Source organism: Pantoea sp. AS-PWVM4 (genome assembly GCF_000468095.1).
GTDB lineage: Bacteria > Pseudomonadota > Gammaproteobacteria > Enterobacterales > Enterobacteriaceae > Pantoea > Pantoea phytobeneficialis.
This window is the reverse complement of sequence record NZ_ASZC01000005.1, coordinates 144960-169725: the sequence shown is the minus strand read 5'-3', so window position 1 is coordinate 169725 and position 24766 is coordinate 144960. Positions and strand designations below refer to the sequence as shown.

The following is a 24766-nucleotide window of genomic DNA, read 5'->3' as shown; positions in this document are numbered from 1 at the left end:
CGGTAATAAGTTTGCTGCGCGGAGCCACCACGCAGCCCTAGTTTAACGGGCGGAGTATAAGGAAAACATGCGTTGAAGAAAGAGAAAATTCTGTCTTTGTGGGAATGATTGGGTTTTCGATCTGCTAATGATGTCATCTGTGACAGCAGTATAAAATGTGACTGTTTATGGTTGCAAAATAAAGCAGGGGCGATTAACGCCCCTGTAGCAGATTATGATGATATCTTCTTCTGGTCGTTTCTGCGGTTAACCCAGGCATTAATCAGCAGTGTTCCCCCCAAAATCACCCCAACCACCGTCAGCGAAACCCCCACCGGGATATGCCAGAACTCGACGATCAGCATCTTGATACCGATAAACACCAGCACAATCGCCAGACCGTATTTGAGCATTGAGAAACGCTCGGCCACGTTTGCCAGCAGGAAGTACATGGCACGCAGACCGAGGATGGCGAACAGGTTAGACGTCAGCACGATAAACGGGTCGGTGGTGACGGCAAAGATTGCCGGGATACTGTCGACGGCAAAGATCACGTCGCTCAGCTCCACCATGATCAACACCAACAACAATGGGGTGGCAAACAGCACGCCGTTTTTACGCGTGAAGAATTTCTCACCCTCCAGACCATCGGTCATGCGCAGGTGCTTGCGCAGCCAGCGCACCAGCGGTTTGTCGCCGACTGCGTTGTCATCTTCTTCTTTCGCCAGCGCCATTTTCAGGCCAGTGAACAGCAGGAAGGCACCGAAGATATACAGAATCCAGCTGAACTGCGTAACCAGCCAGCTACCACCGAAAATCATGATGGTACGCAGCACGATCGCGCCCAATACGCCATAAATCAACACACGACGTTGCAGTTGCGCCGGAATAGCGAAGTAGCTGAATAGCATCAACCAGACAAAGACGTTATCGACTGCCAGCGCTTTTTCCAGAATATAACCGGTGAGGAAAGCGAGGGTTTGGGCGGTGGCAACCTCGCGCCCGGCGGTGCCGTTGAGGTACCACCAGAAGGCGGCGCTGAACAGCAATGAGATGGAAACCCAAACCAGCGACCAGACAGCCGCTTGTTTGAATGACATTGTTTGTGCGCCGCGACGTCCCTGAAGAAAGAGATCGATGGCCAGCATGATAAGCACTACGACAGCAAAGCTGCCCCAGAGTAGTGGTGTGCCTACAGATTGCATAAGCGTATCCTGTCCTGAAAATAAAAAAGGCTGATGTCAGAAGACGTCAGCCGCTTTATTAGGTATAAGCAAACCTCGCCTTCCGGCAAGGTCTCACTTACAACTCAGAATAGATTCCGCGTTGCCTGATGACCGGATGGGCAAATAGCGCATCGTAATGACGATCAATCAGCTTACAAGTTACTCCCCTTTGCTGTTGCGTAAATTACGTGCTGCAAAGTGAATAAGCAATAAGACGTCGGAAATATTTAGACATATTTACACAACAAACCACATTTCGTAGCGGCGCGATTTATCGCGCCGCTACGGGGGTGTATCATCAATTAGCCTGATCTGCCGGGAAAACCACGCCAGTCTGACGGCGGATTTCCGTCAGCAGCGCTGCGGTGATCCGCGACGCCTGTAACCCCGGGTGTTCCACCAGGCCCTGGCTTACCAGTTGCGCAAAGGTTTCGGCCTCATAAAGCATCGAGTTGATATGCTGTGGTTGGGTCAGGTTCTGGCTCTCGCCGCCACGCGGGGTAAAACGCAGTTGCTGGCACTCGGAAATTTTCTCGATCACCAGTGAACCTGCTTCGCCCTGAATCTCACTCGGAATCAGTGAATCGCTGACTTTCGAATGCAAAATCGTCACATCAAAATCGCCGTAGCCCAACACCACCACGCCGTGTGCATCCACGCCGCTTGCCAGCAGTGACGCTTGTGCAGTGACCCGTTGTGGTTCACCCCATAACGTCACCGCCGCTGCGAGGCAGTAGTAACCAATATCCATGATCGAACCATTGGACCAGCGCGGATTAAAGGTATTGGGGTTTTCACCATCAAGATAACGCTGATAACGTGATGAATACTGACAATAATTAAGCAGCGCTTTGCGCAGCTTGCCGACCTGCGGTAACGCTTTTTGTAACTGCAAAAAAGTGGGCAGGCTGGCAGTTTTAAAGGCTTCGAACAGCACCACCTTGTTGTCACGCGCGCAGGCGATCATCGCTTCTGCTTCACGCAGGTTGGAGGACAGCGGTTTTTCGCAGATCACATGCTTGCCGTGCGACATAAACAGCAGCGCCTGCTCGCAGTGCAAGGCATTGGGGCTGGCGAGGTACACCGCATCAATGGCATCGCTGGCGGCCATCTGTTCCAGCGAGGTGAAGGTTAGCGGGCAAGGATAATCTGCGGCGAACGCTTCAGCCTGCTGCTGGCTGCGCGAATAGATGGCGCTCAGTTTCATTTTGCCGCTTTCATGTGCGGCGTCGATAAACTGGCGGGTGATCCAGTTGGTTCCCACAATAGCGAAGCGAATCACGTACGGTTTCTCCGGCAAGGGTAAAACGGCAGAGTAACACGCTGACCCGGTGGCGTAATTAGCAAACGCAGGCGAAATTTGATCCTGAGATCCGCATTCCAATATGATGATGCAGCTACGATTTATAACCCGGAAAGAAGAGGACGCGCGGGTGAGCGGAAGTAAAAATGCCCTGAACTGGACCACATTGCTGATTGCTATCCCCGTGGGGTGTGCGGCCTCGCTGGTCACGCTGGCTTTTCGCGGGGTGATCGATCTGATTAACCGTTTGTTATTTAACAGCGATAACGAAATCACGGTGGCGATGCACGCCTGGCCGTGGATTTTCTGGCCGCTGTTGGTTGGCGCGGGCGGCCTGTTGGCCGGGTGGTTTTTACGTTATGCCGTGACCATCGAGCAGCAGGAAACGGTGAAAACCGATTATCTGGAGGTGATCAACGCCCGGCTGGATGCGGTGCCGACCAAAACATCGCTATTTCGCGCCCTGTCATCGATCGCCAGTATCGGCAGCGGTGCCTCAATCGGTAAAGAAGGGCCGATGGTGCAGCTCTCGGCGTTGTGCGGCAGCCTGATCGGGCGCTGGTTGCCAAAATCGCTTGGCCTGCGTAACAGCGATATTGTGGCGATGGCCGCCGCAGCCGGACTTTCGTCGGTGTACCACGCACCGCTTGCCTCGGCCATTTTTGTTGCGGAGATTGCCTTTGGCATCTCCGCGTTGCAACGTCTGATCCCGCTGGTGATCGCCTCGGCGGTTGCGGTGATGACCATGTGGTCGCTGGGGTTCCGCAGCGCGCTTTATCCGCTTTCCAATGTGACTTTCCAGATGGATATCACCAGCCTGCTGCTGACGGTGGTGATTGGGCTGGCATCCGGGCTGGCCGGCTGGTTGCTGATTAAATTGATTGCGCGCAGCAAGACGATGTTCAGTCGGGTACGTTCCCTGCCGCTACGGCTGGGCGCTGGCGGGTTGGCGGTGGGCTTTCTGGCGCTAATCTCCACCGATATTCTGGGTAACGGCTATGAAGTGATCGTCAAAATCATCGATGGTCATTATCTGCTGGGTGGCTTGCTGGCGTTGTTGGTATTAAAAATCCTGGCGACCACGCTTTCGGTTGGCTCCAATGCGGTCGGCGGATTGTTCACCCCTTCGTTACTGATTGGCGCGCTGCTGGGGGCGTTGCTGGCAAGTTTAGGGGCGGTGTTGCATCTGCCGGTCGGCGATACGTTGTTATACGCGGCGGTCGGTATGGCGGCGGTGCTGGCGGCCGTCAGCCAGGCACCGTTAATGGCGATGCTGATGGTGCTGGAGATGACGCTTAACAGCAGCCTGCTGTTCCCGTTGATGATTGCGTCGGTGCTGGCCTCGATGCTGGTGTACCGCCTGCAATCCGCCAGTACCTATCCGGTGGTCAGTGGGCATCTGAGTCGTTCCGAAGCTAAATACGATTTCGATAATATGCGTGTCGACCAACTGATCATTCCCGGTGCCGCCTTGCAGCCAGAGGAATCGGTGGGGCAGGCGCTGGCGGTCAGCTCGCTGAAGCGTGAGCGTTATGTCTATGTCATCAATGCCAGCGGCCAGTTTCTCGGCGTAGTGTCGATTCACGATATTGCGCGCAAAGTGCTGGCGGAGGAGATCACCCTGCATTCACCGGTCAGTACGGTGATGGACAGTAATTTCCCGTGTATTTATCAGAACCAAAGCATGCGCGAAGGGTGGGAGGCGTTTGCCCGTGTCACGCTGGAACGTCTGCCAGTGCTGAATAACCCGCAGGAGCGCCGTTTCCTTGGCGCGTTGACTAAAACCAGTCTGATTCAGAAGGCGCAGGAATTTTTGTAATCCTGCCAGGAGCAGCGCCCGATGCAGGGCGCTGCTGGCGGCTTAACGAATGGCGTAGGTTTCAATTTCTACCCGCTGCCAGGTTCGCAGCATCGAATCCACCTGCACTATGGTGCTGGCCGGACGGATGGTGCCAAAGGTTTCAAGATGCGCCTTTGCCACCTTTTCCGCATCGTTGATGTCACGGACATACACCACGGTACGAACCACATCCTCCATTTCCATATCCGCCTGCTGAATCACGCTGGCGATGGTGTTCATGATCGATTTTGTCTGCTCGTAAGCATCGGCCTTTTCAAAGTCAGGCGTGGCGCAGGTGCCTGAGATATGCAGCTGATTGTCGGCTTTGACCGCCCGTGAGTAACCAAAAACAGACTCATAGGCACCGCCGGAAGAGATTTTAACTTTCGTGGTCAGACTCATTTTATGCTCCATAGATACACAGGTGATAAAGAGAGGTCAGGACGGCAAGGGCTTGCCGGTACGGTCCTGCATTTTCCACAGCGCCAGCAGACCCAGCACTGCGCCGCCCATCAGGTAAAACGCCGGGATTAGCGTGATACCGGTTTTTTCGATCAGCCAGGTATTCACCAGTGGCGCGGTGCCGCCGAGCAGTGAAACCGACAGGTTGTAGCTAATGGCGAAGCAGCTGTAGCGTACGGTGGTGCCGAATAGCGAAGTCAGGGTGGCAGGGATGGTGCCCTCGAAGAACAACATGCCGAGAATTAACACCGCCATACCGATGACGATCGCCGCCAGGCCATGACTTTGAATCGCCCAGAATACGGGGATCGCAGAAAGGATGATCAGCACACAGCCGGTCAGGAGCATGCGCTTTCTGCCAACCCGGTCACCCAGCATGCCGAACAGCGGGATAAACAGCAGCAGCGCGAGGGTCGCAATCAGCGACAGCCGGGCGCTGAATTCGGCGGATTTCCCCATAAAGCTCACCAGGTAGCTCGGGATATAACCCAGCACGATGTAGTAGTTGATATTGAAGGTGGCGACCAGACCGGCGCAACGTAGCAACTGCGGCCACTCTTTAAGGAATAATGTCCAGCGCGCTGGGGACTGCGCTTCGGCGCGGGCTTTACCGGCCTGCATTTCACGAAATACCGGGGTTTCATCGACGCGCAAACGGATAAACAGCGCGACAATGCCCAGCAATCCGGCAATCACGAACGGCACCCGCCAGCCCCAGGCAATCATGGTGTCATCGCCCAATGTATTGCTGATCACATTGACGATAACCCCGCCCACCAGGAAGCCGGAAATGTTGCCAAACTCCAGCCAACTGGTGAAAAAGGTGCGGCGTTTATCCGGGCTGTGTTCGGCGATAAAAATGCAGGAGCCGCCATATTCACCGCCGGTGGAGAGCCCCTGCAACATGCGCATCAACACCAGCAGAATCGGGGCGGCGATGCCTATGCTGTGATAACCGGGGATCAGCGCGATGCAGAGGGTGGCAATCGACATCAGGCTGATGCTGGCAACCAGCGCGGTACGGCGGCCATATTTATCGCCAATCGGGCCAAACAGAAAGCCCCCTAACGGCCGGATAACAAATCCGGCGGCAAACGCCGCATAAATGGCGATCAACTCGTTGTAGCTGTTGCTGGTGGGGAAGAAAACTTTTGCCATCGTCATCGCCATCGAGGAGTAGATAGCGAAATCGAACCATTCCACCATATTCCCCAGCGTGACGCCGGTGACTGCGCGAGTTAAATTTCCGTCGCGCGCCATGTGACGCGATGTCGGTCGCTCCTTTACATAGCGAACTGCTCCCTGAAGTGCTGGATTTATTGTTTGTTGTTTCATTGTCTTACCCTGTCTGTTTGAAGTGGAGTACGACGCCTGTGAAAAAAATGCTTAACGCATATAACTGCCCCCGGAGATAACCAGGGTTTCGCCGGTGATATAGCCCGGTTGTGAACTGAAGGCCCACACCCAGTCGGCGATCTCTCCGACACTGGCCGCGCGCTGCATCGGCACGGCTTTAACACCTTCATGAATACGCCCGCTTTTTAGCGTGCCTTCGGTCTCGACCCAGCCGGGGGCGATGGCGTTCACCACGATTTTTTTGCCAACCAACTCAATCGCCAGCGATTTCACCAGCGACACCACCGCAGCTTTCGAGGCGCTGTACAACAGCTGACCCGGCGAGACGGCAAAGGCATCGACTGAGGCAAACATCAGCAACGCGCCACCCTGTTCGCTGATAAATTCGCTGGCGACTTTGGCGGTATTTACGCTACCCAGCACGTTGACGTCGAAAATCTGGCGATAGAGCGCATCGTTGCTGCTCTCCAGCGTGGAAACCGGAAAAATCCCCGCAGCGTTGATCAGCGCGCTAACGCGACGGCCCTGGAGCGCACCGGCCACCGCGTCGCGTAACGCGCTGTAGCTGGTGATATCAGCCACCACCGGCGTGATGCCGGGTTGTGGCGGTATTTCGCTGCGATCGATGGCGATCACCGCCCAGCCTTCGCGCTGAAACTTCTCCATCACGGCTTTGCCCATCCCGGAGGCGGCACCGGTGACCAGGGCAACAGGTTGTTTGTTCATGGTTTTTCTCCCGTCAGGCGGTTAAGGAAGCGTTGTGCAACAGGCTGCTATGCATGGTTTCCAGCAGATCCAGCGTGCGCCAGGTTTCATCAAGGTTGGCTTGCCACAGACGGCGCACGATATCGATACGTGCCTCATGCGGCTGCTGGGCCGCCAGCAGGCTGGCGATGTTGGGGATGCCCTGTTCACGCAGCTGAATCATGCGCGCGATAAGCCGCGTTTGCTGGCAGTAGGTCGGCCATTGCGGGCCGCGTGGGGCAGAAAGCCCGACAAAATAGAGGTTCTCCAGCGTGGTCGGCAGGGTCATGGCGGCGGTGCGTAACGGTACGCCATCCTGCCAGTCGAGCAGGGTCGCATCGAGGAACGGTAAACGGGTGTGAAAACCGGTGGCCCAAAGAATGCTGTCGTATTCTGTGGCGCTGCCATCGCTGAAATGCACCGTTTTGCCGTCGATATGAGCGATGGCCGGACGCACGCCGATACGGCCATGCTGGATCCAGTACATCAGCAGGGTGTTGACCACCGGCGGCTGTTGTTCGAGGTCCCAGCTTTCTGGTTGCGGCATGCCGGGATAGTTTTCCCAGCGGCCCACGGAGATCATGGTCAGCACCTGGGTGACCGCATTCTGCATTTCCGGCGGTAACTGATTAAGGAAAGGAATTTCAGCGCGCGGCATACCAAGCAGCGCCTTGGGCTGGAACACCTGACCCCGGCGAATCACGATATCGGTAGTCAGACGATGCTGAGCGGCGTCAACCGCCAGGTCGCAGCCAGAGTTTCCGCAACCCACCACCAGCACCTTGCCTTGCAGCTGATCGGTGTTGCGATACTGGCCGGAATGCAGCGAGATACCGCTGAAGTGGCTCGCTTCTGCCGGGAACGCGCAGTCCCACAGGTGCCCATTGGCGACCAGCACGCCCTGGTAATGACGTGTCTGACCATTTACCGTCACCTGCCAGCCTTCGCTACCTGCCTTACCCAGCGGAACAATGCGTTCAACCGTGCTATTGAAATGGATTTGTGCTCTGAGGCCGAAGTGGTCGGTGTAGCTGTCGATGTAGTGCCGCACCTGATCGCGGCTGGGATAGACTGGCCACGACTCGGGCATTGGGAAGCCATCAAAACCGGAGCTTTTTTTCGGGGTAATCAGATGCAGGGCATCGTAGTCATGATGCCAGTGGCCACCGACCTGGCTACTTTTCTCAAAGCAATCAGCGTCGATACCCAGCTCTTGCAAGGTGCGCAGCGCCGCCAGACCAGCAGCTCCTGCACCAATCACACAATAGCGCGCCTGTGATGTCATACGTCTCTCCTGCAAAGTTATTGCAACATTGGGGTAACGTGATTGACATAGTTTTAAGCGGCTATTTGCACGGGATGAATAGGGTTATGATTTTGGTTCATATAGGTTTGCCCTATACCCACCGTTTTCCATCAGCATTCGATATGGCTGTACGCCATCTGTACCTCCTGCAAATAACGTCGCATCAGCTGCATCATTTCGCGGGTGGCGGATGAGATCGCGGTATCGGCGCGGTGGATAAAGGCAAACACCTCAAAAGCCGGAGGCTCGATCGGCACCCACTTCAGTTTGTCGCTATAACCCAGGTGGTGGAGGATCGGACGCGTAGCGATAAGATCTCCCAATCCCCGCGCCGCCAGTTCCAGCGCGGTAGCCTGGTGCTCCACTTCAATAATCGGCTCCAGCCGTGCGCCAATCTCCTGCGCCCGTTGGTTGAGCAGACGGCGAATCGGATCGCTGTTATGCCAGGTGGCTTCGCTGAGAATCAACGGGGCGTTGAGCAGCGCCTGCATATCCTTACTGCCTTCCAGCCGCGCGTCGCTGGCTGAGATATAGCCAATCTGCGTGGACCACACCGGTTCACTGATCACCAGGTTTTTGTTGTTCACCGGCAGCATCACCAGACCTGCTTCAATTTCGCCATCAATTACCGAGCGCGCGACCTCCGAGGAGTTGGTTCCGACCAGTCGCATCCGCACCCCCGGATAGCGCGCGCGGAACTCACAAATCAGATCGGCCAGAAAATATTGGTAAGCGGAACTGAAGGTGCCAAACGAGGCGAGACCATCCTTGAGCTGGCGCACCGACTGCACCGCTTCGTAGCCGCGTTGTGCCGCCTGGGTGGTGGCGCGGGCATGGGGTTCGAGACGTAGTCCGGCCTCGGTCAGGATCAGACGACGGTTGGTGCGAATAAACAGATGGGTGCCCATCTCGCTTTCCAGCCGCAGAATCTGGTCGGACAGCGACGGCTGCGAGATATGTAACGCCTCAGCCGCTTTCGAGATGGTGCCAAAATCGATAGCGGCAAGAAAATAGTTCAGCTGCTGAAGTGTCATTGCGCCAACCCATTAAGTGAGGGAAATCAGACGCCTCTGAGCATATGCGCTACCACAGGAAAAGCAAACCGGTCAGGCGGCGTTGCCGCGTAGCGCCTGGTCGGTCATCCACAGCCGCGCATCGAACTCCAGTTGATGGTAATCCGGCTCCATATGACAGCAGAGTTGATAGAAGGCTTTGTTGTGATCTTTCTCTTTCAGGTGCGCCAGTTCATGCACCACGATCATGCGCAGGAAGGGCTCCGGTGCGAGGCGGAAAAAGGTGGAGATGCGGATTTCCGCTTTGGCTTTCAGGTTGCCGCCCTGCACGCGGGAAATGGCGGTATGCAGGCCAAGGGCGTGCTTCATCACCTTGATTTTATTGTCCCAGATAACTTTGCTCACCGGCGGCGCGCTGCGCATATAACGGTTTTTCAGGCTTTGCGTGTAGTCGTACAGCGCTTTGTCGCTCACCACATCGTGGGTATCCGGGTAGCGCTGCTGGAGAAAAGCCCCCAGACGTTGGTGGTCAATCAGCGTCTGGACCTGGGTGAGGATATGTTCAGGGTAGCCCTGGAGGTAGATTAATGACATTGGGATTCCCGGCGAAAGACAGTATACTGCGCCCCCTTTTTAGGGCGAAAATCGCGCAAAGTGTACCACGCCGGAGATTCCATGAGCCAACTTGAACTGACTGAACGCACCCTGACGTTGCACCGCTTTCCACCGATGCGTGAAGAAAGCCCGTTGCAGGCGTGGGATGCGGCAGATGAATATCTGTTGCAGCAGGCGCTGCCGGATGGCCCGGTGCTGGTGTTTAACGACAGCTTTGGCGCGCTGACCTGCGGATTAAATCCGCGCCAGGTCTGGCACGTCAGTGATTCCTGGCTCAGTCAGCAGGCGGTACGCCAGAATCTGCATCTTAACCAGCAGGATGAAGATCAGGTGACGTTCCTCGACAGCCTGGCGGCGTTACCGTCGGCCCCGGCGGCGGTATTGATCAAAATTCCTAAGACGCTGGCGCTGCTGGAACATCAGCTGCGTGCGTTGCGCGATGTGGTCACCCCGGACACCCTGATTCTGGCGGCGGCAAAAGCCAAAGATATCCATAGCTCCACGCTGCAACTGTTTGAACGTATTCTCGGCGAGAGCAAAACCTCGCTGGCGTGGAAAAAAGCGCGTCTGATTTACAGCCGCTACACCGCGCCCAAGCTGCCTGCCCTGGCGCAAACCACTGTCTGGCCGCTTGACGGCACCGATTATCAGATCCACAACCATGCCAACGTGTTCTCCCGCAGTTCGCTGGATATTGGCGCGCGCTTTTTTATGCAGCATCTGCCGCATGATATCGAAGGGGAGATTGTCGATCTTGGCTGTGGCAATGGGGTGATTGGCCTGATGGCGCTGGAGCAGAATCCCCAGGCGGAGGTGTTGTTCTTTGACGAATCGTACATGGCGGTGGCATCCAGTCGTCTGAACGTTGAAGTGAACCGACCGCAGGATGTGGATCGCAGCCAGTTCCGCGTCAATAACGCGTTGAGCGGCTTCCCGTCCGATCGTCTGCACGCGGTGCTCTGCAACCCGCCGTTCCATCAGCAGCATGCGGTGACTGACCACCTGGCGTGGCAGATGCTGCGTGATGCCAAACGATGTCTGCAATATGGCGGCGAGTTGCGCATCGTTGGCAACCGCCACCTCGATTATCACCACAAAATGAAGAAGCTGTTTGGCAACTGCACGCTGGTGGCGTCGAATGCCAAGTTTGTGGTGCTGCGTTCGGTCAAACTGCGTTAATCACAGGCTGAGCGCCAGCTCGGTGGCTTGTGCGATGGCGCGGCGGGCATCCAGCTCCTGCGCTACATCGGCCCCGCCAATCAGCCTGACCTTTTTGCCGCGCGCAGTGAGTTGATCTGCCAGCACCCGCAGCGGTTCCTGACCGGCACAAATCACCACGTTATCCACCGCCAGCACCTGGGTTTGGTCCTGATGACGCAGGTGCAGACCCTGGTCGTCAATCTTCAGATACTCCACATCGCCCCACATGATGACGCCGTGGGCCTGCAAACTGGCGCGGTGAATCCAGCCGGTGGTGCGCGCCAGCCCGGCACCCGGTTTGCCAGATTTACGTTGCAGCAACCAGATCTGCCGATCAGCGGGCAGCGGCTGGGGGGGAATCAATCCGCCACGAGCCGCCAGTGCGCGGTCAACGCCCCAGCTTTGGTAGAAATCTTCGTGATGACCTGTCTGATGCAGCAGATATTCTGCGGTATCAAAACCGATGCCTCCCGCGCCAATAATGGCCACCCGCTTGCCGACCGGTTTTTTATCCCGCAATACGTCGAGATAGCTGAGTACGCACGGATGATCGATGCCGGGTAACGTCAGTTGGCGCGGCGCAATGCCGGTGGCGACGATCACTTCATCGGCGTCCTCCAGTTGGTCGGCGCTGACGCGGCACTGGGTATGAATCTCCACGCCAGCGGCCTGGAGTTGGTGGCGGAAATAACGCAGCGTTTCGCTGAACTCCTCTTTGCCGGGGATCTGACGGGCGATATTAAACTGCCCGCCAATCTGCGCCTCGGCTTCATATAGCGTCACCTGATGCCCGCGCTGTGCCGCCTGCAAGGCAAATGCCATACCCGCCGGTCCTGCGCCCACCACCGCCAGCCGTTTGGGTTGAGTGGCAGCGGTCACCGGCATCAGTGTTTCATGACAGGCGCGGGGATTGACCAGACAGGAGGTCACTTTGCCGACAAAAATCTGGTCAAGACAAGCCTGATTACAGGCGATACAGGTATTAATCGCTGCGTCATCACCCGCCTGGGCTTTGCTGACAAAGGCGGCATCGGCGAGAAACGGGCGCGCCATCGACACCATATCCGCAATGCCGTCACGTAACAGCTCGGCAGCCACCGCCGGATGGTTGATGCGGTTGGTGGCAATCACCGGCACGGAAACGCGCTCGCGCAGGTGTTTGGTCACCCAGGCAAAACCGGCGCGTGGCACGCAGGTGGCGATGGTTGGAATACGCGCCTCGTGCCAACCGATGCCGCTGTTAAACAGCGTGACGCCGCACTGCTCCAGTTTTTCCGCCAGATCCAGCGTTTCATGCAGCGTGCTGCCGTTGTGCACCAGATCCAGCATCGAGATGCGAAAGATAATAATGAAATCGTTACCGACCGCCTCGCGTACTGCACGCGTCACCGCCAGCGCGAAACGTTGACGGCGTGCCACATCGCCACCCCAGTCGTCGTCCCGCTGGTTGGTGTGCGCCACCAGAAACTGGTTTATCAGATAACCCTCTGAACCCATGATTTCGACGCCATCGTAACCGGCCTGCTGAGCGAGGCGGGCGCATTGGGCGAAGTCGGCGATGGTTTGCCGAATGTCGGCGTCGCTCAATGCCTGGGGCATAAACGGATTGATCGGTGCCTGCAACGGTGAAGGGGCGACCAGATTGCGCTGATAACTGTAGCGTCCGGCGTGCAGGATTTGCAGGGCGATTTTGCCGCCCCCGGCATGTACCGCATCGGTGATGGTGCGATGCCAGCCGCACTGACTTTCCTGATTAAGAATGGCCCCACCCTGGGCGACCACCCCTTGCGGATTGGGCGCGATACCGCCGGTAACAATCAATGCCACCCCTTCACGCGCGCGTTCTGCATAGAAGGCAGCGAGCCGGGATGCGCCATCGGCATGTTCTTCCAGGCCGGTATGCATGGAACCCATCAGAAAGCGGTTTTTGAGTTGGGTAAAGCCTAAATCCAGCGGAACAAACAACTCAGGATGCGGAGTCATAATCACTCATAAATTAAGTGGTCGGATGAGTTAACTTTAGCGTCAATTAATTGGGAAGGAAGTGCAATGCATCCAGCTTGTGAGAAGTGTCAAAAAAGCGCGATAAATCGCGCCGCTACCGCAAGGTGCCATGCGCAATCTCGCCTCTGACGCTGGATGATCTTGCCCGTATCACGTTATGCGTAACAGCTTTTCCGTAACATGGTTTTGAGTGATCTTCATCACAGTTTTAACCCCTGTAACCCGGTTTTATGACCCCCATTGCAACACCACTGAATGGGGAAGTTATGAAAATCGAAACGCAATCCTGCGTGATCACCGGAAAACAACAAGTCAGCGTGGCGCAGCAGCAGGTGGAGTGGAACGGCAAAGGCACGCTGGTACGCATTACGCGCGGCGGTATTTGCGGCTCAGACCTGCATTATTATCAGGAAGGTAAAGTCGGTAGCTATGAAGTCAAGATGCCGATGATCCTCGGCCATGAAGTGATTGGTTTTGTGGTGGAAAGTGATGATCCACGCCTGAAGCCGGAACAAAAAGTGGCGGTTAACCCGTCCAAACCTTGCGGTGAATGCAAATATTGCCGCCGTGAGCAGGAAAACCAGTGCGTTTCGATGCGCTTCTTCGGCAGCGCCATGTATGTGCCGCATGTCGATGGCGGGTTTACCCAGTACAAAGTGGTGGACAGCGCGCAGTGCATCCCTTTCCCACAGGACGCAGACGAAAGCGTGATGGTGTTTGCCGAGCCGCTGGCGGTGTGCATCCATGCCACCCACCAGGCAGGCGATCTTACCGGTAAGCATGTGTTTATCTCCGGCGTTGGCCCGATTGGCTGCCTGATCGCCGCAGCGGCCAAAGCGCGTGGTGCGGCATCGATTGTCTGTAGCGACATCAGCGAACGTTCACTGGCGATGGCCCAGCAAATGGGGGCCACTGACGTGATTCATGCCGCCAACGGCGACTTCACCCCTTACCTGGCAGACAAAGGCTACTTTGACGTGTCTTTCGAAGCCTCTGGTCATCCTTCTTCGTTGCAACGCTGCCTCGACGTGACCTGCGCCAAAGGTACTCTCGTGCAGGTGGGTATGGGCGGAGCAATTCCCTCGTTCCCGATTATGCAATTGATTGCTAAAGAGATTAACCTGGTCGGTTCCTTCCGCTTTACCCATGAATTCAATACCGCTGTCGAGTGGCTGGCACAGGGCGTGGTCAACCCGCTGCCGTTGTTCAGCGGAGCATATGGCTGGCAGGACATTGATGCGGCGTTGCAGTTTGCGGGCGACAAAACCCGGGCGGCAAAAGTCCAGTTAACATTTTAAGGAGATACGATGAGTCAGCTATTTTCCCTCGAAGGTAAACGCGTACTGATCACCGGTTCGGCGCGCGGAATTGGTTTCCTGCTGGCACGCGGTCTGGCGGAAGCGGGTGCGGAAGTGATCGTCAACGCCACCACCCCAGCCGGGGCCGAGCAGGCGGCAGCGAAACTGCGTGACCTTGGCTTGCGTGCTCAGTCGAAAGCCTTTGATGTTACACAATCGGCGCAGGTGCAGCAGGCGGTAGACGAGATTGAAGCCGAGTGGGGCGCCATTGATGTGCTGGTGAACAACGCGGGTATTCAGCGTCGCCGTCCGTTCCTCGAATTCCCTGAGCAGGACTGGAATGACGTGATTGCCGTGAACCAGACCGCGGTATTCCTGGTGTCACAAACGGTGGCGAAGAAGATGGTGGGACGTCAGCAAGGCAAAATCATCAATATCGGTTCGATGCAGAGCGAACTGGGCCGCGACACCATCACGCCGTATGCCGCTTCCAAGGGGGCCGTCACCATGCTGACACGCGGTATGTGCGTTGAGCTGGCGCGTCACAATATCCAGGTCAACGCCATTGCACCGGGCTACTTTGTTACCGAGATGACCCAGGCACTGGCTGACGATCCGGCTTTCACCGGTTGGCTCACCAAACGTACCCCAGCGGCGCGTTGGGGCAAACCTGAGGAGCTGATTGGTGCAGCGGTGTTCCTCTCCTCAAAAGCCTCCGATTTCGTCAATGGTCACTTGCTATTCGTCGATGGCGGTATGCGCGTGGCGGTGTGATGTGACTGGCGCATTCACCAGGGTGCGCCTAAACCTTAATCACCTCTTGTTTCTCTATGGATAATAAAAAATGCCAATAACCATAATCGTTCTGGGCGTGGTTCTCCTGCTGGTTTTAATGATTGTTTTCAAGGTCAACGGCTTTATCGCTCTGGTGTTTGTCTCCGCTGTGGTGGGGATTGCCGAAGGGATGACGCCGCTGAATGTCATGGCGTCGATCCAGAAAGGTATCGGCTCAACGCTGGGCGGGCTGGCGATGATCCTCGGCTTCGGTGCCATGCTTGGGCGGCTGGTGTCGGACACCGGGGCCGCGCAACGGGTCGCGACCACGTTGATTGCCGCCTTCGGGAAGGAGCGACTGCAATGGGCGCTGGTGGTCACCGGGCTGATTGTTGGTCTGGCGATGTTCTATGAAGTGGGCTTTGTGCTGCTGCTGCCGCTGGTGTTCACCATCGTTGCCGCTGCCGGGTTGCCGTTGTTGTATGTCGGTGTGCCGATGGTGGCTGCGCTGTCCGTTACGCACTGCTTCCTGCCGCCGCATCCTGGTCCAACGGCCATCGCCACTATTTTCGGCGCGAACCTCGGCACCACGCTGTTGTACGGCATGATCATCACCATCCCGACGGTCATTGTCGCCGGTCCAATCTTCTCGAAGTTCCTCAAAAGCTTTGAAAAGTCACCGCCGGAAGGGCTGTATAACCCGAAAATCTTCACGGAAGAGGAGATGCCGGGCTTCGGAATCAGTATCTTCGCCGCCGTGATCCCGGTGGTGCTGATGGCGGTCGCTGCGGTGTTTGAATTAACCACGCCGAAAGAGAATCCGCTGCGTCAGTTCTTTGAATTTATCGGCAACCCGGCAGTGGCGCTGTTTATCGCCGTGGTCATTGCAGTCTTCACCCTTGGCCTGCGCAATGGGCGCAAGATGGAGCAGGTGATGGATATGTGTGGCGAGTCGATCGCTGCCATCGCCATGATCATCTTTATCATTGCCGGTGGCGGTGCCTTCAAGCAGGTGCTGGTGGATAGCGGCGTGGGTAACTACATCGCCGATATGATGAAAGGCTCCTCGCTGTCTCCGCTGCTGATGTGCTGGACGGTGGCCGCGATGCTGCGTGTCGCGCTCGGTTCTGCCACGGTTGCGGCGATCACCACCGCGGGTATCGTGACGCCAATCATTGCGGCGACTCATGCCGATCCGGCGTTGATGGTACTGGCGGTCGGATCCGGTAGCGTGATCGCCTCGCACGTTAACGATCCGGGCTTCTGGCTGTTCAAAGGGTATTTCAACCTCAGCGTGGTTGAGACGTTGAAAACCTGGACGGTGATGGAAACGCTGATCTCGATCCTGGGTCTGGCGGGCGTGTTAATCCTTAACGCGTTGATCCACTAAATAATATGGCTGCACAGGGAGGTGAGCTATGACAACAACGTTGCAGGATATTGCCGAGCGGGCGGGCGTTACCCGGATGACCGTCAGCCGTTATCTGCGCACACCGGATAAGGTCGCAGCACAAACCGGCGAGCGTATCGCACGCGCAATGGCTGAGCTTAATTACGATCCCCAACGCCCGGTAGCGATGCCGGGTCATGCACCGGGACGTACCTTGGGAGTGTTGATCCCATCGTTTAAAAATCAGATCTTTGCCGATCTGCTGAGTGGCATCGAACAAGCCACTCGCGCCAGTCACTGTCAAACGCTGATCGCCAACTACAACTATGATCCCCTAGCGAAGAGGAGCTGGTACGTAACCTGCTTTCCTGGAATATTGACGGCATTATCCTGAGCGATAAGCACCATACGCACCGTACCGTGAAATATCTGCGTGCGGCTAACATCCCGATTGTTGAGGTGATGGATACCCAGGGGCCGTGTCTGGATATGCAGGTGGGTTACAACAACTTCGATGCGGGCTACGACATGACGCGCACGTTGCTTGAACAGGGGCGGCGCTGCATTGTCTATCTCGGCTCGCTGGACGATCGGCGTGATGAGTGTCGGTTTCAGGGCTTTCGTAAAGCCATGCAGGAGCAGAAGTTACGGGCGGCACGCATCAACCCTCGCGCCATATCATCCCAGCGTCTGGGAGCCACCATGCTGGAACAGGCATTGCGGCTGCACCCTGAACTGGACGCGATTTTCTGCACCAATGACGATTTGTCCCTCGGCGCTTTGTCGTGGTGCCAGCGTCAGGGGATTGCGGTGCCGGATAAGATCGCCATCAGTGGTTTTCACGGCCTGGAGAGCAGCCGTGAAATGTATCCCAGCCTCGCCAGCGTGGTCACGCCACGCTATGAGATTGGCTACCAGGCGGCAGAACTGCTGCTGAAGAAGATCGCCGATCCGGCGTTCACGGTGGACAGCGTTGATCTTAACTACCAGATTTTTATCGGTGAAACCCTTCAGTCACGGCAGCGGATCCACGAAAAACGTGACTGATAACCGCTGGCGAAATGGGTGTTGTAGCGGTAGCTGGACCCGCTCTCGGCCATGCAATAGGTACACATCTCCACCACCTCAATCTGCGCAGCCGGGATACCGCGTTGTTGCAGTAAGCCCCGCGCCAGATGCGGCAAGTCAAACCAGATCCCGTGCTGTTGTGGTTGTGCCTGGGGACGGATAGCACGCAGATTTTTCGGTTGGGTTTCGGACCAGCTCAGGGAGGGCAAACCCGGTTGTTCCTGCATTTCATCCACTAAATTTCTACCCAGTTCGTAGCAGCACGGCCCAATCGCCGGGCCGATGGCGACATGCAGCGTGTTCGTTTGCGCGCCCAACGTGAGTAGACGATCGATGGTGCTGTTCAACACGCCGGACAGCGTGCCTTTCAGGCCAGCATGCACCGCCGCCACCTGGCGACTATGGGTATCGGCAAACAGCACTGGCAAACAATCGGCGGTGTACACCGCCACCGGTCGAGATCCCTCGCCAATCACCGCGTCAGATTCGCAGCTTTTGGGCGGCAGGTTATCGGTCGCCATCACCACGGTCGCGCTATGGCGCTGGTGTCCGTAGGCCGCGTCGTCAGGAGCTGCAACGCCCGCAGGCTGAAAGGCGTACTCCAGCCAGCTCAACGCATCCAGCAGGGATGAACGTGGAATCTGGAGTGGGTGGTGAGCCATAAGTATCTCCTTTATCTTGCCGATCGCTTTGTACTGCCAACCGCGTTGGTTAACTGCTACATTTTTAACGCTTTACCTAAACTGACCGCAATCGCTTAAGGATGAAATGATGAAAAAAACCACCTGGCTGGCCGCCTCCGGCCTGATGGCATTGGTGCTGACCGGCTGCGCGCAGCCAAACAAACAGCAGGCACAGATGCAGCTTGCCCAGCAATCGGTGCTGGCCGTCAACTGGTTCCAGCAGTCGGGCGAATATCAGGCGCTGAGCTGGCAGGCATTCAATACTGCGCGTATGGCGTTTGATCAGGCCCCTTCGCTGGCGGGTAAGCCGAAAGCGGTGATTGTCGATCTTGACGAAACGATGATTGATAACAGCGCCTACAGCGCGTGGCAGGCGAAGAATGGTCAGCCATTCAGCGGAAAAACCTGGTCTGCCTGGACCCAGGCGCGCCAGGCGACGGCGGTACCGGGGGCGGTCGATTTCGCGAACTACGTGAACAGTCACGGCGGCATCATGTTTTACGTCTCCAACCGTGACCAGAAAGATTACGCCGCGACGGTGGATAACCTGAAGAAGCTCGGTTTCACCGGGGTGAGTGAAAAAACGGTACGACTCAGTACTGGCAGCTCCAACAAACAGGCGCGTTTCGATGCCATCAAAGCGGAAGGTTATAACGTGGTGCTGTACGCCGGGGATAACCTGAATGATTTTGGTGGGGCGACATGGCATCAGGGCAACGCGCAGCGTCAGGCGTTCGTGAGCAGCAACCATCAGCGTTTTGGCACCCAGTTTATCGTCCTGCCTAATCCACTTTATGGTGACTGGGAGAGCGGGATGGCGGAAAACTACAACAAGTTGACGCCAGAACAGCAGTTGCAGGTACGTGAAGCGCGTCTCAAAGCGTGGAACGGTAAATAATTCGTCAGGCAAAAAAGCGCCTGTGATGCGGGCGTTTTTTATCCGCTTTAGGTCCGGCAATATTTACTTTTCATTGCAACTATTACTACCCTCATTATTTTCCTGATCTCTTGCCACCACAACCGGTCGATAATGGCGTGTTATTCTGCAATAAAGCTTATTTTATGGTGAAATCGTCTAATCATAAATTTTATAATTAAGATATTTCCTGGTAAAAATGGTCTGCCTGGTATGGAAGATCGAAAGTCCTGATCAAAGTACGTGTATTTTTTTGTCATTGCATTAAAAACTCACCATTGAAATTAATATATAACTTTATGGTTTTAATGCATATCATTCGGCGTAACATTGCGACCATCTCTTGCATAACCTTACATTTCTCTGACGTAAACTGAATCTCAATTTACATTGAGAGGCATTTTGTCGCACGTAGAAATATTCCTGGTGCATAACTACTCTTAAGCGTCTATAACCATTTTCTGTGAGGAATCTCCAGTTTTTCCCCTGAATCAGGTCTTATTCACGGCGTTATTCGCCTGGATGCGATATTCCCGGACATTAAGAGAAGATAATTGTGACGACACTCAAACCCTTATTAGCGAAAAATCGCAGTTGGGCATTACAGCGCCGCCAGCGTAATCCGCACTATTTCGAAAAATATCTTCATCAGCAGAAACCCCATTCCTTGTGGATTGGCTGCTCCGATAGCCGTGTTCCGGCGGAAGTGTTGACCGGCGCGCATCCCGGCGAGCTTTTTGTCCATCGCAATATCGCCAATATGGTGGTGCCTGATGACGACAACTTAATGAGCGTATTGCAGTACGCCATTTTCTATCTCGGCGTACAACGCATTGTGTTGTGCGGCCACTACGGCTGTGGCGGGGTGCAGGCCGCGCTGGGACTGCCGGAAAGCCCGCTGGCTAAAGAAGAATCGGCGCTGGCGCGTCGCATTGCAGCCCTGCGTCGTGACCTGGCGCAGGGACTGGCGGCGTATCGTGCTGCCGATGCGCAGGAAGAGGAGAGCGACAAACTTAACCGTCTGGTGGAGGCCAACGTGCTGGCCCAATTTGCTCAACTGACTGGCAGCGAACCGGTGCGTTCGGCATGGCAGGCCGGTCAGACGCTGGACGTGTTTGGTTGCGTGTATGACCTGCAATCAGGACATCTCAAAGAGTTAATTCAGCAATCTACAGAGGAATCGATACCATGAATCTGCATACCTTGCGCCAGGATATCCCGGCCGGTCTGGTGGTTTTTCTGGTGGCGCTGCCACTCTGTCTCGGTATTGCCCAGGCCAGTGGCCTGCCGCCGTTTGCCGGTCTGCTCACCGGGGTGATTGGGGGGTTGCTGGTCACCGCGTTAAGCCCGTCGCGCTTCGCCGTGAGCGGCCCGGCCGCCGGGTTAGTCACCATTGTGGTGGCGTCAATCGAGACGCTGGGCAGTTTCTCCGCCTTTCTCACCGCATTGATTCTTGCCGGTTTGTTGCAGTGCCTGTTTGGTTTGTTGCGTGCCGGACGTTTTATCGCGCTGGTGCCGGGTAGTGTTATCAAAGGAATGCTGGCCGCGATTGGTATTTTGCTGATTATCCAGCAGATTCCGGTGGCGCTGGGGGCCGCAGGCGATGCGGAGCTGGTGTCGCTGGTCAATGGCGAGTTTGCCTTCTCCACCTCGGCGATGCTGGTGGCGGGCGTTGGCCTGGCGATCCTTTGGTTGTGGACCACGCCTGTCGTCAAATCGATCAAAGCGTTGAGCTGGATACCGGGTCCGTTGGTGGCGGTGCTGGTCGGCTGTCTGGCGACGCTCTTCGGTTTGGCTGGCCTGCCGCGTATTGCCCTGCCGGAGTTTGACAGCATGGCTCAGCTTGCTGCTGAGTTGGAAACTCCCGACTGGCTGGCATGGCGCAATCCATCGGTGTGGGTGGTGGCGGTGACGCTGGCGCTGGTTGCCAGCCTGGAAACATTGCTCAGTCAGGAGGCGCTGAAAAAGCTGCGTCCACAACATCCGGCACCGTCACCCAATAAAGAGATGTTTGCTCAGGGGGTGGGAAATCTGACCGCCGGTTTACTTGGGGCGATGCCGATCACTGCGGTGATTGTGCGTAGTTCGGTTAACGTCAGCGTGGGTGCACAAACCAAGGTATCGATTCTGCTGCATGGCGTGCTGCTGCTGATTTGCGGTTTGTGGTTCAGCGATTTACTGAATGCCATCCCACTCGCCAGCCTCGCTGCGGTGTTGTTGTATACCGGGTACAAACTGGCGACGCCACGCTTGTTCATCGAACAAATACGTATGGGTGCGCAGCAATATGTACCGTTCCTCGCCACCATTGGCGGCATCATCGTGTTTGGCATGCTGGCGGGGATTGGCATCGGTATTGCGACCCAGCTTTTGTGTAGCCTCTATCAAAGCCATCGTAATGCGTTGCAACTCACCCGTTATGACGACCATTACGTATTGCGCTTCCAGCAGAATCTGACCTTTATTCACAATCCCAAATTGCAGGGACTACTGGCGGAGATCCCGGAAAATAGCGTGGTGATTGTGGACCACGATAATGCTGAGTATCTCGATCCGGACGTGAAGGCGGTACTCCAGGATTTTGGCGAAAGTGCGGATAAACGTGGCATTCGTCTGAGTCAGTGGCCAGTCGCGGTAAAATAGCAATCGGTTAGCCACTGAAATTTGTGTTTTGGCTTAAAAATCGGATATCTCGGATATCCGATTTTTTTGTTTACAGGGCATAATTATCCCGCTTTTCTCCAACATCCTTTAGTACCGGCGATGGATTCAGCCGCAGAGTTGAAGGATGAACACGAGCTTAATTAACGAATCAGATTACTAACTTTTCAGGTTTAATGCCTGCTGATGCCCACCGGCGTATGGCAGCGACTTTCCAGGTTACAGGGTTCAGACGTATGCGCGTTAAGCTGTTTGCAGAGAATAATTTTAAGAAGAATGCTCTCTCACTGTTCCTCATCACGCTTTTCTTCTGCTTTATCGGCAGCCATTTGCGTGTGCCGCAGGAGCTGTCGCTGTTCTGGCCGGTCAACGCGCTGATTGCCGGGTTGATGGTGCGTCATCCTTATCTGCACCGCATCTCCAGCTATGTGGTGTGCTTTGTCGCGATGGTGTTTAACGACACGGTATTTTCAGGCTGGGCGCTGCCTGCGGTCACTCTCAATGTAGCGAATATCCTGTTTATTCTGGTCGCGGTGAGCATGCTGATTAAGCATCTGCTGCCGCCCTCGGCGAATAGCCAGGTGATCAACGCGATGCGTATTTTCCCCGCCTGTCTGTTGGCGGCGCTGGCCTGTGCTACCTGGGGTGCCTGGGCGCAGGAAGTGGATTTCAACGCTCGCTTTATTACCGCCTGGGGCGACTGGTTCAGCGAACAATTCTCCACGTCGTTGATGTTGCTGCCGGTATTACTGGCACGCCCGCTGCGTACCGTCCCCTGGCGTTCATTGTTGCATCCCGGAAAACTGCTGCCGCTGACGGGCGTGGTGCTGTCGCTCACCATTGGCGCGATGATTGGTGGCGCGGGTAGCCTGACGTTCCCGGTCCCGGCATTGATTTGGTGTGCGATTGTCCTGCCAATCCCCATCACCAGTCTGGTGCTGCTGCTCACGGGCATCACCGAGATTATCCTGGTTTCTCACGGGGTGATGAATATTCAGGGCGATGATGCCTTGTTGCCTATCAGCCATCTGACCTCGGTTCGCCTCGGCGTCGCCACCATCACCATCAGCCCGTTGCTGGTGGCTGTCAGTATGGATGCCATCCGTCAGCTAAACCAACGTTTGTCATTACGCGCCAATTTTGATTTTCTCACCCAGCTGTTATCGCGTTCCGGGTTGTATGAAAATCTGCGCCAGGAGCCATTCTCACCGCAGCGAGCGGCAGGTGTGGTGATGCTGGATGTCGACTATTTCAAAACCATTAATGACAACTTCGGTCATGATGCGGGTGATGGTGTGCTGGAAGAGATCGCTCGCCGCATTCAGGATGTGGTGAATAATCGAGGTCTGGTTTGCCGTTTTGGTGGCGAAGAGTTCGTGGTGGTGGTGTTTGATTACAATCACAGCCAGCTTTATCAACTGGCCGAAGCGATTCGTCAGTCGATGGTCAGAGAGAAATTCTGGTTGCAGGGAAATACCGTCACCGTGACGGCCAGCCTGGGGCTGGCGCTTGGCAATGCAGTGAATGAGCGTGAGTGGCATGGGGTGGTGAACCGCCTGATTTCGGCGGCTGACAAAAATCTTTACCTGTCGAAGCGCAACGGTCGCAATCAAACCTCGCCCGCTGTCGAGCCACGCGCGCTGGTTAACGACGTGGCCTGATAATCACATGCTGCTTTTCAGGGCGCTGCTCTGCTGATGGCGCTCCAGCGCCAGTTCGATCAGACGGGTAATCAACGAGCGATAATCCAGACCGGCTGCCTGCCAGAGCTTTGGATACATGCTGATGTTGGTGAAACCAGGCAAGGTATTGACTTCATTGACGATGATTTCCCCGCCTTCAGTCAGGAACACATCGACACGCGCCATCCCGCTGCATTCCAGTGCCTGAAACGCCTGCAATGCCACGGCGCGAATCGCTTCGCTATCGTCTGTGCTGATCGTGGCGGGGACAACTACCTGTGCACCGTTCTCGCTGATGTACTTGGTGTCATACGAATAAAACGCATCGTGCACCACCACTTCACCGCAGGGGCTGGCGACCGGCTCATCATTACCCAATACGGCGCATTCAATTTCGCGACCCTTAATACCTTGCTCAATCAATACCTTGCGATCGAAGGTAAAGGCGAGATCGAGCGCTGCCGCAAATTCTTCGAGACGGCTGACTTTACTGACGCCAACCGAAGAACCCTGATTCGCCGGTTTGATAAACAGCGGCAGGCCAAAACGATCCACCACCGCCTGTGCATCAAGCCGGGCACGTTGCGCCTGAGTGACGCTAATCCAGGGGGCAACCTTAAGACCGGCATCGCGCAGCAGACGTTTGGTGAAATCTTTATCCATGCTGACGGCGGAACCCAGTACGCCAGAACCGACAAACGGTAGATTAGCCATGCGCAGCAGGCCTTGTAGCGAGCCATCCTCGCCCAGCGTACCGTGGACAATCGGGAAAATGACATCAACCTGCGACAACGGGTGGGCATTCTGACGCGTGATCAACTGCTGCGATGCCTGGCCGGGCACCAGCGCCACATTCTCGCCAGAGCGATTAAGGGCAATCAGTGAGGGGTTCTCTGCATTTAGCAGAAAGCCGGATGCATCATTCAGATGCCACTCGCCCTGTTTATCGATGCCCAGCAACACCACTTCAAATTTGCTGGTATCAATGGCCTCAAGAATATTTTTGGCTGATTGTAATGACACTTCATGCTCGGCTGATTTACCACCGAAAATGATCCCCACACGTTGTTTTGCCATTGTTTTTTGTCCGATTGCGATAAAGCGAATGGCTAAGATAGCACGGGGTGGTAAGAGGGGAAATCAGATGAGGAGAAGGGCGGAGAGCGGCAAAAAAATCCCCTCGAAAGAGGGGATGTGTGATTTATTCAGGCCAGCATCTGGGAAATGATGAATGAACCGTAACGCA

General features: G+C 55.8%; 20 protein-coding genes and 1 pseudogene. 10 read left to right on the top strand and 11 right to left on the bottom strand.

Features of this window, described 5'->3' with window-relative positions; genetic code table 11:
- Window positions 1–212: 212 nt before the first annotated feature.
- A complete protein-coding gene (locus L579_RS06665) occupies window positions 213–1184 on the bottom strand; it encodes a TerC family protein (RefSeq protein WP_036625557.1) in 972 nt (323 codons plus the stop codon).
- A 319-nt stretch (window positions 1185–1503) separates the two neighbouring features.
- Window positions 1504–2487: a Gfo/Idh/MocA family protein gene (locus L579_RS06660; protein ID WP_021183513.1), complete on the bottom strand. Its 984-nt coding sequence runs from the start codon at window positions 2485–2487 to the stop codon at window positions 1504–1506.
- A 151-nt stretch (window positions 2488–2638) separates the two neighbouring features.
- Between L579_RS06660 and L579_RS06655 the strand changes: the two genes are divergently transcribed.
- Window positions 2639–4327 carry a chloride channel protein gene (locus L579_RS06655; RefSeq protein WP_021183512.1) on the top strand — a complete coding sequence of 563 codons (1689 nt, stop codon included), beginning with the start codon at window positions 2639–2641 and terminating at the stop codon, window positions 4325–4327.
- A 42-nt stretch (window positions 4328–4369) separates the two neighbouring features.
- Here the strand turns inward: L579_RS06655 and L579_RS06650 are convergent, their stop codons facing one another.
- From L579_RS06650 to L579_RS06625, 6 genes are all read right to left on the bottom strand, one after another.
- Entirely contained in the window at window positions 4370–4750 is a 381-nt protein-coding gene (locus L579_RS06650; protein WP_021183511.1) for a Rid family hydrolase, read from the bottom strand.
- A 36-nt stretch (window positions 4751–4786) separates the two neighbouring features.
- A complete protein-coding gene (locus L579_RS06645) occupies window positions 4787–6145 on the bottom strand; it encodes an MFS transporter (RefSeq protein ID WP_021183510.1) in 1359 nt (452 codons plus the stop codon).
- 51 nt (window positions 6146–6196) lie between these two features.
- The gene (locus L579_RS06640; RefSeq protein WP_021183509.1) at window positions 6197–6892 is read right to left on the bottom strand and encodes an SDR family NAD(P)-dependent oxidoreductase; all 696 of its coding nucleotides are present in this window, start codon (window positions 6890–6892) and stop codon (window positions 6197–6199) included.
- Window positions 6893–6905: 13 nt separating this feature from the next.
- The gene (locus tag L579_RS06635; protein ID WP_021183508.1) at window positions 6906–8195 is read right to left on the bottom strand and encodes a flavin-containing monooxygenase; all 1290 of its coding nucleotides are present in this window, start codon (window positions 8193–8195) and stop codon (window positions 6906–6908) included.
- Window positions 8196–8326: 131 nt separating this feature from the next.
- Window positions 8327–9250 (bottom strand): LysR family transcriptional regulator, encoded by a 924-nt coding sequence (locus tag L579_RS06630; RefSeq protein ID WP_021183507.1) that lies wholly within the window; start codon window positions 9248–9250, stop codon window positions 8327–8329.
- A 72-nt stretch (window positions 9251–9322) separates the two neighbouring features.
- The gene (locus L579_RS06625; RefSeq protein ID WP_021183506.1) at window positions 9323–9823 is read right to left on the bottom strand and encodes a M48 family metallopeptidase; all 501 of its coding nucleotides are present in this window, start codon (window positions 9821–9823) and stop codon (window positions 9323–9325) included.
- A gap of 81 nt (window positions 9824–9904) precedes the next feature.
- Between L579_RS06625 and rlmG the strand changes: the two genes are divergently transcribed.
- The gene (rlmG, locus tag L579_RS06620) at window positions 9905–11023 is read left to right on the top strand and encodes a 23S rRNA (guanine(1835)-N(2))-methyltransferase RlmG (protein ID WP_021183505.1); all 1119 of its coding nucleotides are present in this window, start codon (window positions 9905–9907) and stop codon (window positions 11021–11023) included.
- On the opposite strand, the gene L579_RS06615 is transcribed toward rlmG, so the two are convergent.
- Window positions 11024–13027, bottom strand: a complete 2004-nt coding sequence (locus L579_RS06615; RefSeq protein WP_021183504.1) for an NADPH-dependent 2,4-dienoyl-CoA reductase — start codon at window positions 13025–13027, stop codon at window positions 11024–11026.
- A gap of 287 nt (window positions 13028–13314) precedes the next feature.
- On the opposite strand from L579_RS06615, the gene idnD reads away from it, so the two are divergent.
- The 4 genes and pseudogenes from idnD (at window position 13315) to L579_RS06595 (ending at window position 17557) form a co-directional block, all read left to right on the top strand.
- Complete coding sequence (gene idnD / locus L579_RS06610) at window positions 13315–14346, top strand: L-idonate 5-dehydrogenase (RefSeq protein ID WP_021183503.1); 1032 nt, start codon at window positions 13315–13317, stop codon at window positions 14344–14346.
- A 9-nt stretch (window positions 14347–14355) separates the two neighbouring features.
- On the top strand, window positions 14356–15120 hold the full coding sequence (gene idnO / locus L579_RS06605; protein WP_021183502.1) for a gluconate 5-dehydrogenase: 765 nt from the start codon (window positions 14356–14358) through the stop codon (window positions 15118–15120).
- A 70-nt stretch (window positions 15121–15190) separates the two neighbouring features.
- Complete coding sequence (locus tag L579_RS06600; RefSeq protein WP_021183501.1) at window positions 15191–16510, top strand: gluconate:H+ symporter; 1320 nt, start codon at window positions 15191–15193, stop codon at window positions 16508–16510.
- Between the two features lie 28 nt (window positions 16511–16538).
- Window positions 16539–17557, top strand: a pseudogene (locus L579_RS06595) (LacI family DNA-binding transcriptional regulator).
- On the opposite strand, the gene L579_RS06590 reads toward L579_RS06595, so the two are convergent.
- A complete protein-coding gene (locus L579_RS06590; RefSeq protein ID WP_021183498.1) occupies window positions 17521–18240 on the bottom strand; it encodes a polyphenol oxidase family protein in 720 nt (239 codons plus the stop codon). The pseudogene L579_RS06595 and the gene L579_RS06590 sit on opposite strands and share 37 nt — an antisense overlap.
- Window positions 18241–18349: 109 nt before the next feature.
- On the opposite strand from L579_RS06590, the gene L579_RS06585 reads away from it, so the two are divergent.
- The 4 genes from L579_RS06585 to L579_RS06570 all read left to right on the top strand — a co-directional run bounded on the left by L579_RS06585 (window position 18350) and on the right by L579_RS06570 (window position 23499).
- Complete coding sequence (locus L579_RS06585; protein ID WP_036625550.1) at window positions 18350–19159, top strand: 5'-nucleotidase, lipoprotein e(P4) family; 810 nt, start codon at window positions 18350–18352, stop codon at window positions 19157–19159.
- A 568-nt stretch (window positions 19160–19727) separates the two neighbouring features.
- Entirely contained in the window at window positions 19728–20369 is a 642-nt protein-coding gene (locus L579_RS06580; RefSeq protein ID WP_036625547.1) for a carbonic anhydrase, read from the top strand.
- A gap of 2 nt (window positions 20370–20371) precedes the next feature.
- Window positions 20372–21820, top strand: a complete 1449-nt coding sequence (locus L579_RS06575) for a SulP family inorganic anion transporter (RefSeq protein ID WP_152521873.1) — start codon at window positions 20372–20374, stop codon at window positions 21818–21820.
- 254 nt (window positions 21821–22074) lie between these two features.
- Window positions 22075–23499 (top strand): GGDEF domain-containing protein, encoded by a 1425-nt coding sequence (locus L579_RS06570; RefSeq protein WP_021183494.1) that lies wholly within the window; start codon window positions 22075–22077, stop codon window positions 23497–23499.
- A 3-nt stretch (window positions 23500–23502) separates the two neighbouring features.
- Here the strand turns inward: L579_RS06570 and ddlA are convergent, their stop codons facing one another.
- Complete coding sequence (ddlA, locus tag L579_RS06565; RefSeq protein ID WP_021183493.1) at window positions 23503–24597, bottom strand: D-alanine--D-alanine ligase; 1095 nt, start codon at window positions 24595–24597, stop codon at window positions 23503–23505.
- Between the last annotated feature and the right edge of the window lie 169 nt (window positions 24598–24766).